We start from the raw sequence: 12,568 nt of genomic DNA, 5'->3' as shown, positions 1-12,568 counted from the left end.
TCCGCTGGATTTGTTAAAAATCGGCAATTTTTTAGAAAGAAAAGGCCGGCAACATGCCGACTATGACGCAATGGGGAAGGCATCTTACAGTACTAGGAGCTTTATCAGATTCATTACTACGATGACTCCATCATTTATTATACCGCAGGTGAAGGTTTGAATCCTGGTCTTTTCTTTCTTTGGAGATTGCTGCGAAAAGTATCGAAAAAGCATTAGCACGGTAGATTGATAAATCTAACAACTTAGTAAACGTATTCTTGTAATACTCTTAGCGAAATATTAAATATGCTTTGCACCACTTCGATCGTGGCGATAGCCGCATCTTACTATAAGTACTTACTGAAGGCCCTTCTTCATGCTTTGCAGGGAATAAAAAACTACTATATACAGTGCAAAACTGGAAGTATAAAAAACTTTATAAACAATTCACTATTTTCAGTATTCGGCTGTTTCCCCTGCACACAGGACAGGAGCGGGCCTTATAAAGGCATAGATTTCTTCTGCGCCACATCAGCACAGACCTTTATGCTAACTTGCGGCGTTTTTTTCTTTTGACGAGTTACTTCCGTGACCAATGCAGCCGTACGGCCAGTGCTGGCAGACATTAAAGTAATATATCCCCCGGGATTTATAGTGTGCCTGGATGTGCATATTAATGATAGGCATATATTAAAATGTTCTGATGGTACGGATAGGCCAGCTGTTCGGCTAGGCCGACGGCCTGATGTCCTTCTCAGGGCCTGATATCATTTAGTCCTTTAACTATATCGATTTCATTACCCCCTGTCGCATTTAAAGTAGTTATACTGAAATGACTACTCAGTTCCGCTTGAAGCCGGGACATGATAGTTTCATAAAGCGCATACCCGTCGATGACCTCCTATTTTTAGGAGGCGTAATTACTTAGGATAAGATTTTAATGGTTTATTAAATAACTTTGCCCGCCGCGGCAGGGTAAGAGATTAATTATCTTCTTGAAGAAAACATTACCAAATCAACCTATATCGTCAGTACGGTCATGCCGATAACGCTCTGCTAATTTTTCGTAGATCTACTTGAAAAGCCGGACCAACGAGAACAAAAGCGATGCTGCTCTTAAATAAATCAGACTATATTATGCATACCCTCTCGCTCTCTACTCTTGGATACACTTTATGCTATATTCTATGTTTTTTCGACATTATACTATAGGATTCTCGATGAGCCTTCACCAAAAACCTCAAGGTCGTTGCTAGAAAATAAATCAATAGATTATAAGACGGCATACATCACGTTTATATAAAATTTTTTAAAAATATTTTTTAAAACTACAGTTATGATTAAACAAGTATTTTGCTTTTTGCTAAGAGGTGTTATAGAGAATTGTTGATGCAGTTTTTGAAGTATTGAAGCTTACTCGAAGCTTCTTAGGCTCTTTCTTGAAGGCGCGACAAGAGCAAGAAGATATGGTAGAATAAGTAAATCAGTATGCAATGACATGCCCTGTCAAATTATCGATAGATGGTGGTAGCCGGCTTTGTTAAGAAACAAGGTTGCATTATTTCACTTTAGTAAAACAAGAGCACTCTTTAGAGAGTAGAATCATGCCATATCCAGCAACAACCCTGCACTAACCTTAAGATTTTGCATAACAAGCGATGAGAAATTCGGACAGCGTTATCGGCTGCCTGAGCTGATAATGTAGGTGTCCTCTCGTGGTGCTCTGTTCCAGAAAAATAAAGAAGCTTCCTTCATCTAGCGATGAACTTCGCAATACTTAGTGAACTATCCCACACATATGAATATATTCAGCGGTTACAACCTTAATATAGGGCCAGTGTGTATAGGGAAAGTAATGCTACCTAATAACAACGGCAAGTAATTACTAATTGAAACAGCTATGTCCAAGTTAACAATACTTCTGAATGCACACCTAAGTATACATCACTCATCTGAGAAAAGTAGGCAAGGTAATAACCATCGTTATAATGCTTAAGTAAGTGCAGCTCTTAGAGGATGCGCGCTATCTATATCACGCAAGAATAGCCCTACTGCTTCCTAACTTGGCATACACGACGCTAATTGCCTTAAAGCAAGTCTAGCACATTATTAGGCTGTTTAGTTTTCATGATATGAACATGTAAAAAGGAATAGCGATGCCAAATGCCTTTTTCTTTGACTTCTACCCATTACCAAGTTAGCATGTATATGCTATAAAAATATTCTTTGAAGATTAAGGTAGTATCCTCCTAATCTAAAAAAACTGAGAGTAAAATACTGCCTATACGCTTAGCCAAGCATAGCGTGTTACTAGGTCTATGAAGAGTGGTGTCTTGATAATATTATATTTCACAATTGATAACTGGTGCCTAGCGACGATTAATTATTAAGCAACCGTAGGAGTCATGCTGCGCTAACAGGATTAATATTAGTTATTCCTTAATGCAGGTGCATACAACATTCAGCTTCAGTTTATACGTTAGTGAAAATATACAGCAACGCTCATGGAAGTGCTCGAGGCAATCTAAATGAAATGAGCTTAAGGAGGTAGATTTTCCGGAACTAATAGAAGATACATGATTCTTTTTCTTCCGATCACGCGCAGGTGCGTAGTCCTGAACACTGTATAATATTTAAAACGACACAAGCACTCGGCATTCTACCCGAAAGAATAGAAAAACGTACTCTCTTGTCTATCTGAGTTTGTTTAAACTACATCCACTTAAGGAGTAATTTCATGGCCGTACAACAAAATAAACCTACACGCTCAAAACGTGGTATGAGGCGTTCTCACGACGCGCTGATTGCTGCCCATGTGTCAGTAGATAAAGCTTCCGGTGAAACTCATCTACGTCACCACATCACCGCTGACGGCTTCTACTGCGGATGTAAAGTTATCGCTAAATAAATATATGTCTAAAGCGACACATTCAGGCTTAGCGCCCGGATTTTAAATGCATAATGAACAGTCGCACCGCTCATGCCATGACTTTGCCAAAACTATTTCAGGCACCAGTCACACGCCTGCAACTAGAACTGCTACTCATCAGTAATTCAGCCACACTTCATCTTTTATTAAAGATAACTAATTCTATTTTTCTTAAGCGCTTAATAATTATTTCCACTGCATCGCATATTATCAGTGGCACCAAAACGTGTCAGGTCATACGACACTCAAGACGCGCAACATGCTTCCGCTAGCTCTGCGTCAAGAAGGAGGCCCCAAAGCGCCCACGCCTAATTGTCTGCCTCAGCGCTGGAAACATGCACACGATACCGTGCGTTAGTTTAAGACCATAACATTAGAGAAAAAAAGTCGTGCTAACTTTAAGCGCTAACATCAACTGCAATAGTGTGCTGCTGCAAACTCTTCAGCATCATGAAAGCGATCATAGCAACGCAGGCTGTAAAGATATATGGTTACGTGAAGCACTTTCAAACCTCATGGGAAGATGAAAAACAGGGGAAACCCGTATTCAGTAAGCGGAGATGCTGTTAAGCAATCCTTTCTTAAGCATATTATAGTGACTATTTTAAAGACAATGCATCATAGATGAACAAATCTGATGTAAGTAGTCTTTACAGTTTTAGAAAACAACATCAGATTCAGAACAATAGTATGAGAGTGATAGTAAGTGTTTGCCATTGCTGTCAGAGTTTAGGGAACAGGGTGCTAGGCAGGATTACGTGAGGAGATGAAGTAATCACTGGATGAAACATCGCCTGATTTATCAATTCAGGTAACTGAATAGAAAATAATATAATGGTGCGTTCCTGAGAGGTTTGCAAAGCACCGTAATGAAAATCCACGGCGCAGACAATCAGCGTGCGTTTACCGCCGCTATTTAATAAGGTAATTGCAAGCGGTTGTGTGGCAGTCCTAGGGAGGACTGCCGTACGCCTGGATGCGGTACTACCCAAGAGTGATTAAGCGTACATGTTTACTAAGATTCTCGGCACTGGGAGCTATCTTCCCGCGCATATACGGTCCAACGCTGACCTAGAAAAAATGGTTGACACTTCGGATCAGTGGATTGTCTCCCGAACCGGCATCCGCGAACGCCGCATCGCTCGGGCTGATGAAACCGTCTCCAGCATGGGGCGTTATGCTACTGAACAAGCTCTGAATATGGCTGGAATCAAGGCGAATACAGTTGGCATGCTCATTGTCGCTACAACCTCCTCTAGCCATGCTTTTCCTAGTTCAGCCTGCCAAATTCAGCGAGAGCTGGGGATTAATGACTGCATCGCTTTCGATATAGCCGCGGCCTGCGCCGGTTTTGCCTATGCCCTCAGCGTGGCAGATGCCTATATCAAAAACAGTGCTGTCAAATATGCGCTAGTGGTAGGTTCCGATACGTTAAGCCATACCTTAGATCCGGATGATCGTGGTACGTTGATTTTATTCGGTGACGGCGCGGGTGCAGTAGTGCTCGGATGTTCAGCGACACTCGGTATCATCTCCACGCATCTTCACGCTGACGGCCGCTATGGCGATCTGCTAAAGCTTCCATATCATAACCGTCTAGATCCCGCGGCGTCTGCTTACTTGACAATGTCAGGCAATGAAGTGTTTAAGGTGGCTGTCACTGAATTAACGCATATCGTCGACGAAACGCTCAGCGCCAATGCAATCGATCGCAGCGAGATGGACTGGCTGGTACCACATCAGGCCAACATCCGGATTATTACTGCTACCGCTAAACGCCTGGGAATGAGCATGGAAAAAGTAGTAGTCACACTTGATCGGCACGGTAATACCTCCGCCGCTTCGGTGCCGATGGCACTCGATGTAGCAGTGCGCGATGGTCGTATTCAGCCAGGACAGCTAGTGCTGCTGGAAGCTTTTGGTGGAGGTTTTACCTGGGGTTCGGTGCTGTTACGCTTTTAATTTAGAGGACGCATAATCATGACTATTTTTGCGATGGTATTTCCAGGACAAGGCTCCCAAACGGTAGGAATGCTGGCGGAGTTATCGTCAGAGTACACGATAGTCAAAGCGACTTTTTCCGAAGCTTCCGCCGTACTAGGCTATGATTTATGGCAGCGGGTACAGGAAGGCCCGGCAGAAGAGCTAAATAAAACCTGGCAGACCCAGCCGGCGCTATTGGCCTCATCTGTTGCAATATGGCGCGTCTGGCAGCAGCGAGGCGGACGGACACCGGCATTTCTAGCAGGTCACAGTCTTGGAGAGTATTCTGCGCTAGTCTGCGCCAGCAGTCTAGTCTTCACCGACGCCATCGAGCTGGTAGCGCTACGCGGTACACTGATGCAGGAAGCGGCTCCAGAAGGCAGAGGTGCAATGACAGCTATTATTGGACTGGATCATGCGGCCATCACTACCGCCTGTCAACAGGCGGCTCAGGGGCAGGTAGTATCGCTGTTGGATTTCAATGCACCTGGTCAAGTGGTGATTTCCGGGCACAAGGAAGCAGTAGAGCGGGCCGGCTTGTTCTGTAAAGAAACAGGGGCTAAGCGCGTGTTGCCCTTACCCATTAGCGTGCCAGCCCACTGTATCCTTATGAGACCCGCAGCGGAAAAACTCGCTCAGGCGTTATCCCAGGTCACCTTTATCACACCGCGGATACCAGTAATTAATAATGTTGATGCCCGCGTGGAGCAGGATCCATCCGCTATCCGTCAAGCCTTGGTACGCCAACTTTATAGCCCAGTACGATGGACTCAAACCGTCGAATACCTTGCGACCCAAGGCGTTGAGACATTATTAGAAATTGGCCCTGGTAAGGTCCTGACCGGACTAACAAAACGTATTCTTGCCACCATGTCCGGCATAGCCGTGAACGATCTCACTTCGCTTGCGGCAACGATTAAATACTAACATTGGGGTGACAGATGAGCTTTGAAGGTAAAATTGCGCTGGTGACTGGCGCTAGAAAAGGTATTGGCCGCGCAATAGCGGAAATGCTTTCGGCACGTTGCGCAACTGTGATTGGTACCGCTACTAGCAAAACAGGCGCAGAAGATATCAGCGCTTATCTTGGGGAAAGTGGTACAGGTATGGAATTAGATGTTTCCAGTAAATGTTCCATAGAAGCGTTTTTAGAGAAGATGCGAAGCCAATTTGGCTACGCCGATATATTAGTGAATAATGCGGGCATTACTCGCGATAATCTACTGATACGCTTGAAAGAAGATGAATGGCAGTCTATGATAAATATTAATTTAACCTCTGTATTCCGCATGTCGAAAGCGGTGATGCCGGCCATGATGAAACATCGATACGGGAAAATTATTACAATCGGTTCTGTTATTGGTTCAATGGGGAATGCTGGGCAAACTAATTATGCCGCTGCAAAAGCAGGTTTAATTGGTTTTAGTAAATCTCTAGCACGTGAAGTGGCCTCACGCGGCATTACGGTCAACGTAGTAGCTCCAGGCTTTATCGCAACGGATATGACCCAATCCATAACAAATGAGCACCGTGCGAAGATTTTATCGCATATTCCGGTCAACCGTCTTGGTTATCCAAAGGAAATAGCCAGCGCGGTAGCATTTTTAGCCTCTGAAGAGGCGGCATACATTACTGGCGAAACAATCCATGTCAATGGCGGCATGTATATGCCGTAAAAAGCATTAAAATCATTTGCGTTATTTGTAGTAAAAAGCAAAAAATAGTATAAAATCTTTGTTCGACAAGCCGGGATTGAGGTGCATCTTTTTAAGATTTTATACACTACGAAAACCATCGCGTAAGCGATTTTTGATAGGAAATTTAACAGCATGAACACTATCGAAGAAAGCGTTAAGGCAATCATCGCTGAGCAACTAGGCGTTAAGAAAGAAGAAGTTGTAAATCATGCTTCTTTCGTTGACGACCTCGGTGCTGACTCTCTTGACACCGTTGAGCTGGTCATGGCCCTCGAAGAAGAGTTCGATACCGAAATTCCGGATGAAGAAGCTGAAAAAATCACTACTGTTCAAGCAGCAATTGATTTTATTCAGGCACATCAGCAAAGCAAGTAAATATTTCTAGGTGGTCATTTGACCGCCTACGTTTGAGCCTTATACGAATCCATCCCTCCTCTTTTGAACCGCGCTTTATCTTGCTATCTCCTCTCAGAAAGACCATAGAATCTAGTTAAAGCACCTCCTTTTCGGACGGATTAGAATTAGTCCGATCAATTATTTTGGCACTACTGCCTATGGCACCCGTTTTTCTAGCTTAGTGAAACATTTTCATCCTAAAGATAAGTTATTGTATAAGGCAGCAGCAAGATACATGCTTGCATGCAGTATGGCATTGCCGCTAGCCTAGTCGTTACCGAAGCAACTGTAGATCTTCTCGGTAAGCCACTTAGGTTGGGTATCGCTAGGATGTAATTGATGGAAGATAACGAGAGAACACTGAGAAATGACGGATCACGAAAAATGATTCCGCTCTTCGTACCCGACACTAGCATCAATATGCCAATAGGCCCGTAAAAAACAGAATATTACTCAATGTCGGCATTTTTTGAAAAGACGCAAGCGCTGTCACTCTGCAAAGATCACCCCCAGCCGCACACAGCTTACCCTTGGGATCGCGACCGTGAGAGTTCCGTTTTTTCGATGACTCAGGCATGATCCACATTAAATGTGCATAAACGTGTAAAATAGCACGGTGCAGAAACATAAGCCGAAGTCGTGATATACAGAACATAAGTAAAAATCATTGCCGCATGACCTAGACGACGCATACCAGAATCGAGGCGCGCTCGATAGTCAATGACTTATGCAGCGCGATCCAGGCAGGCCTTCAGAACAACTAGCCTACATCAATTCACAAGGTCTCCCTCGCGTGGGGAGTCTTATGCAGCAATAAGGCCACGCCCGGCGGTAAAGGCTATATTTGCAGAGTCTGCTAAAAAATTGATAGCGCGCTCTACTCAAGCGCTGGGCAGTCATCGAGTTGGGGCCGATAGTATACTATACGATGCCATAGAAACGATCCTTAAGCGTAGTAATATGATCGGGTTATGTCTCCGAGAAAAAATCTAGCTCACCCCGACGAAGGTTACGATCTCGATCATATCTCTAAAAACGCGGCGGGTAAAAAAAGAGATGACGTGTTGCGCAATTTCTTTTAACCGTTAGTAGAACCGCCATCTGACTGATATTTAAACAATGTCAATCTATTATCTTGCCTCATGGGTTCTCATCATACCATGGTTTAGTCTTTCGCGAGCGTGACACAAAAGACGCACTGGACTTAGAAGAATAGTGCCCTGAAAGACATAGCAATTACTTACTAAAAGTTTTTCAGAAAATTATTTTTCTGTTCATTTATTGACACCATTACTTGTTTCAATGTCACGGCATGAAGTGAAACAACATGAGAAAAGTACAAAAAATAAGAAAATATGCTCTTCTAAGCCTTCATGCTAGAAAAGCATTATTCTTTTGCATTTAATAATCAGCTCACTACTTATAGAGCATATTTCGACAATCTTTTCTGCACCTCCTTCAGGTACTTAACGAAGACCCTAGGCTTATTGCCGCCCTGGCATTACGAATGGATGATGCTCGGTGAGGAAGTGCTGGTTACTCTTTAGCGTATTAGGAGGTTCGAGGTATGCGATTGCAATGCTCTTTAGTCAATCATTTTGTGAGCTCGTACAGAAACATATCATTCCCACTAGACCAAAATCGCTCGCCTTCGCTAAAACGAGTTGTACAATTTTCCCTCATGCGAGGTAGAGTAATCGTCCCTTAATATCTAATATTTAGTATGAGCAGATGCAAGTTGGAACCGATCTGGCCCGCGAAAGTCAGGACGTACATTGTTGTGTGCTGGATAGCAAGAGTGTAATGAGCTACATTACAGAAGATTAATAGCATAACACAGGCGCGCAATCATTCTTTTATTTTTGGCTTTCGGATCTCCAGATCTGTTGGATTGTAACAGGCATATTTTTATCAATAGCAAAGAAAAAGATTTTATACTTTCGTCTCTGCTACTGATCGCGCTGCTGGTCGGTATCTTTTTTGTGATTCACATGCTCTAAAACCGAGGCATTGGTCACCAAGAAGAAAATGCTGCTTACTTTTTCGAACAGACACGATCGCGCGGGTCTGCAATACTAGCTGCGTCAGCAATATGGTATGCGATATCTCAATTCGCTACCATGTCTCATAGAGCGTTAGATCTCGTTTTTAATGCTTCTAAAAATTAGGACAAGTTAATTAATAAGGAGAGAAATAAGGATGCGCGGCTTGATGCTACAGAGCGTCAGCGGAAAAGCGATGCGTATATCACAAGCTGGTTTTATAAACAGATCGAGAGTGCAATTATCACGGTCCATGCTCGGACGAGTTTCACATATAACACGGGCTCTGCAGGACGCCACGCCCCATACCTTCCGCAAGACGTCAAAGGTGTCCTCAGCGATAGCATGCTCGATAAACCATTTTATATGCTCAATACCGACATCTGGATATAGACAACACCCTTGAAAGTAGGCCCTCACCCAGTGCACATACATACCCCGCACTATCTCTATAATCTGACAGCGACTGTATGATACAGTGCTCTAAAAAAACTAAAAGCAATGTTAGCTATGGGCCTATCATTGATAAAATCAGGATAAAAGCAGAACGAGCTCATTTTACATCAAATTTTATTAACTAACTCACTGTCGGTATTAAACTGAAATGTGACTCGATAGTTATCGAATACCTTGAAAAGTCATCAAGGAAGTATTACGCGGAAGGACATAATGATGCTAATGCGGTACAATACATCCCGATGACGCTCATACGCATTATGAGTCCCCTGCTGGACCTCACTTTGAGCCTCTAGGTATCCAGAAAAAGCGCCTAACACTGTCTCTCCAGCGCTGCAAGCCACGATGGCCTTATATTGTTTAACAGAAAAATGGTGGGCTATCTTCGGGCGGAAACACAACATTGTTAACGGATAAGCACACAGGCAAAGCATGAACAGTAAATTCATCGTGATCGAGGGGCTGGAAGGCGCCGGTAAATCTAGCGCGATTGGAGCAGTGGTAGACGTCCTACGTCAGCAGGGTATTCGCGATGTAGTATTGACCCGCGAACCGGGCAGTACGCCGGTGGCGGAGGTCCTGCGAACGCTTATCAAAGACGGAGCAGGCAATGAGTCCGTAACTAATCTTGCCGAATTACTAATGCTTTACGCCGCGCGTGTGCAGCTAGTAGAGCAGGTGATTAAGCCGGCGCTAGCACGGGGGAATTGGGTAGTGGGAGACCGCCACGATCTCTCCACCCATGCTTATCAGGGTGCGGGGCGAGGCATCAATGCCCGTTTCTTGCAAGCTCTTCGTGAGGCAGTGTTAGGAAATTTTTACCCTGACCTGACTCTATACTTGGACATTCTGCCAGAAGATGGTCTGGCCAGAGTGCGCTCCCGCGCTCAGCCGGATCGAATCGAAGTTCAGCCGCTTGCATTTTTCGAGCGTGCACGATCGGGTTATCAATCGCGCGCAGCAGTAGACGAGCGTATTGTTACCATTGACGCCAGCCCACCACTTGACGTCGTGACGACCGTAGTCCGCGCACGACTAATGGAATGGCTACGTGCACAGACAGAAACGCCATGAAGTGGTACCCATGGCTCAATGACCCCTACCGAAAAATCCTGGCGCATTATCGAAAAGCGCATTCGGATTGTGCCTTGCTACTACATAGCCGGCCCGGTAATGGCGAAGCATCACTATGCTATGCTCTTAGCCGTTGGCTCATATGCCAGAATCGAGAAGGCACCAAAAGCTGCAGATTCTGCCGTAGCTGCCGGCTAATGATTGCTGGAAATCATCCTGACTTTTATCAACCAAAGCCAGAACATGGCCGAGAGAGTTTGGGGGTGGAAAGTATCCGCGCTATGATCCATGAAATTTATGGCAGAACCCCGCAGGGTGGTGTAAAAGTAGTCTGTTTGCCTCATGTCGAGCAACTCACTGAGCAGGCGGCAGCCGCACTTTTGAAAACACTAGAAGAGCCACCGAAGGGTACCTACTTTCTCATAGGATGCCAAACACCAGCACGCCTGTTGCCGACCTTAAGAAGCAGGTGTCTTTATTGGCCCTTGCCAACTCCCAGTGATACTCTAGGGCTGAACTGGTTACGGAAAGCAGGTTATTCTGACCCCATTTCAGCCCACACTGCACTACGCCTATCCTCAAACGCGCCGCTAGCGGCGGCGAACTTGCTACAGCCATCACGCTGGCAGGCACGGCTTGCACTTTGCTCAGCTTTAAAGGATGCTCTTGCTAGTAACGATTTTTTGGTACTCTTGCCAACACTAAATCAGGATCAAGACGATGCGCCGGTTCATTGGCTGCTTAGCCTTCTGACCGACGCGCTCAGATGGCAGCAGGGCGCGGATAGATTTCTTATCAATACTGATAGGACGTCGCTAGTAATAGCGCTAGGAGGGCGATGCTCATCTAGCGTACTTCACGTACAATGGCAAGGGTGGCTACAGTATTTTCGCCAGTGCCAGGAGATCCGCGGCGTCAATCGCGAACTATTACTAACCCATTACTTGTTGAGTTGGGAGAAAAACATGAACAATTACTCTACCTCTCTATTAGGAATAAGTTGAACTATGTTTTTAGTTGATTCCCATTGCCATCTTGATAGCTTAGATTACCAAGTGCTACACCGAGATATCTCGGATGTTGCTACCAAAGCGCGGGCCCGAGATGTGAAGCTGATGCTAGCAGTGTGTACTACTTTGCCTGGATTTCATGCCATGACCTCAATGATTGGTTGTCGTGATGATGTGTTATTTTCCTGCGGTATTCATCCCCTACATATCGATACACCTGAAGATTTTAATAAGCTTCAGAGCTTAGCCGAAAAGACGGGCGTGGTGGCACTTGGCGAAACCGGCCTAGACTACCATTACCAGGAGTATAATAAGGTACAGCAGCAGGCAATGTTCAGGGAACATATTCGCGTGGGGCTCTCCCTGAATAAACCCGTTATCGTGCATTCTCGCAGCGCTTTTGAGGACACCTTGGTAATATTGCGTGAGGAGAAAGCTAGGGACTGTGGCGGTGTGCTGCACTGCTTTACCGAAGATCGAACCGCCTCCAAAGCCTTGCTAGATATGGGTTTTTATATATCTTTCTCCGGCATTATCACCTTCCGTACTGCAGAAGAGCTGCGCCAAACAGCGCGCTATGTCCCTCTTGATCGGCTATTAGTAGAGACTGACTCCCCCTATTTAGCACCTCTTCCTTATCGCGGAAAAGAAAACCAGCCGGCTTATTTGCGCGATATCGCAGAGTGTATCGCGACATTAAAGGGGGTTTCTCTAACACAATTAGCTGACGCCACTACCGATAATTTCGGCCGTCTATTTCACGTGGAGATGCAACACTACCTTGACACCCGCTAAAGTCAGTTAATAAATAACCATTCCAGACAGATTACTTTATAGAGGACAGGGGTATACAGACTGGACTCGTTTCTTGTTCTCTTTATAAGCCCCTGGGTCAGAATATTGCGTTAGCAGGAAAGCGGCACCACTAAAAATAGTAACCCCTTTATTCAAGGCGATCAAGATATGCAAAAACGCTTCACTACTCTTACTCGAAGAGTGGTT

Annotated in this window: 10 protein-coding genes; 8 read left to right on the top strand and 2 right to left on the bottom strand. The window is 44.9% G+C overall.

The features are described 5' to 3' along the window. Nucleotides 1-479: 479 nt before the first annotated feature. Nucleotides 480-605, bottom strand: a complete 126-nt coding sequence (locus tag A359_RS04525; protein ID WP_268257758.1) for a hypothetical protein — start codon at nt 603-605, stop codon at nt 480-482. Between the two features lie 2,111 nt (nt 606-2,716). Between A359_RS04525 and rpmF the strand changes: the two genes are divergently transcribed. The 5 genes from rpmF to acpP all read left to right on the top strand — a co-directional run bounded on the left by rpmF (nt 2,717) and on the right by acpP (nt 6,963). Next, on the top strand, nt 2,717-2,887 hold the full coding sequence (gene rpmF / locus A359_RS03555) for a 50S ribosomal protein L32 (RefSeq protein WP_014888495.1): 171 nt from the start codon (nt 2,717-2,719) through the stop codon (nt 2,885-2,887). Nucleotides 2,888-3,916: 1,029 nt separating this feature from the next. Continuing rightward, nucleotides 3,917-4,870, top strand: a complete 954-nt coding sequence (locus A359_RS03550; protein ID WP_014888494.1) for a beta-ketoacyl-ACP synthase III — start codon at nt 3,917-3,919, stop codon at nt 4,868-4,870. A gap of 18 nt (nt 4,871-4,888) precedes the next feature. Then, nucleotides 4,889-5,818: an ACP S-malonyltransferase gene (gene fabD, locus A359_RS03545; RefSeq protein ID WP_014888493.1), complete on the top strand. Its 930-nt coding sequence runs from the start codon at nt 4,889-4,891 to the stop codon at nt 5,816-5,818. Nucleotides 5,819-5,832: 14 nt separating this feature from the next. Continuing rightward, nucleotides 5,833-6,567 carry a 3-oxoacyl-ACP reductase FabG gene (fabG, locus tag A359_RS03540; RefSeq protein ID WP_014888492.1) on the top strand — a complete coding sequence of 245 codons (735 nt, stop codon included), beginning with the start codon at nt 5,833-5,835 and terminating at the stop codon, nt 6,565-6,567. Between the two features lie 153 nt (nt 6,568-6,720). Beyond that, nucleotides 6,721-6,963 carry an acyl carrier protein gene (gene acpP, locus A359_RS03535; RefSeq protein WP_014888491.1) on the top strand — a complete coding sequence of 81 codons (243 nt, stop codon included), beginning with the start codon at nt 6,721-6,723 and terminating at the stop codon, nt 6,961-6,963. A 2,195-nt stretch (nt 6,964-9,158) separates the two neighbouring features. Here acpP and A359_RS03525 read toward each other — a convergent pair. Further along, on the bottom strand, nt 9,159-9,470 hold the full coding sequence (locus A359_RS03525; protein WP_160142733.1) for a hypothetical protein: 312 nt from the start codon (nt 9,468-9,470) through the stop codon (nt 9,159-9,161). 444 nt (nt 9,471-9,914) lie between these two features. Between A359_RS03525 and tmk the strand changes: the two genes are divergently transcribed. Genes tmk through A359_RS03510 form a run of 3 tightly spaced genes read left to right on the top strand, consistent with a single transcriptional unit; the run spans nt 9,915 to nt 12,361 of the window. Continuing rightward, nucleotides 9,915-10,556 carry a dTMP kinase gene (gene tmk / locus A359_RS03520; RefSeq protein WP_014888488.1) on the top strand — a complete coding sequence of 214 codons (642 nt, stop codon included), beginning with the start codon at nt 9,915-9,917 and terminating at the stop codon, nt 10,554-10,556. Further along, nucleotides 10,553-11,560: a DNA polymerase III subunit delta' C-terminal domain-containing protein gene (locus A359_RS03515; RefSeq protein ID WP_014888487.1), complete on the top strand. Its 1,008-nt coding sequence runs from the start codon at nt 10,553-10,555 to the stop codon at nt 11,558-11,560. The genes tmk and A359_RS03515 overlap by 4 nt, the downstream gene beginning before the upstream one ends. Before the next feature lie 3 nt (nt 11,561-11,563). Next, nucleotides 11,564-12,361 (top strand): metal-dependent hydrolase, encoded by a 798-nt coding sequence (locus tag A359_RS03510; protein WP_014888486.1) that lies wholly within the window; start codon nt 11,564-11,566, stop codon nt 12,359-12,361. Nucleotides 12,362-12,568 lie beyond the last annotated feature (207 nt).

The organism is secondary endosymbiont of Ctenarytaina eucalypti, assembly GCF_000287335.1.
Taxonomy (GTDB): Bacteria; Pseudomonadota; Gammaproteobacteria; order Enterobacterales; family Enterobacteriaceae.
Note: the sequence above shows the minus strand (reverse complement) of the source record. Positions and strands in the feature narration are given on the sequence as shown.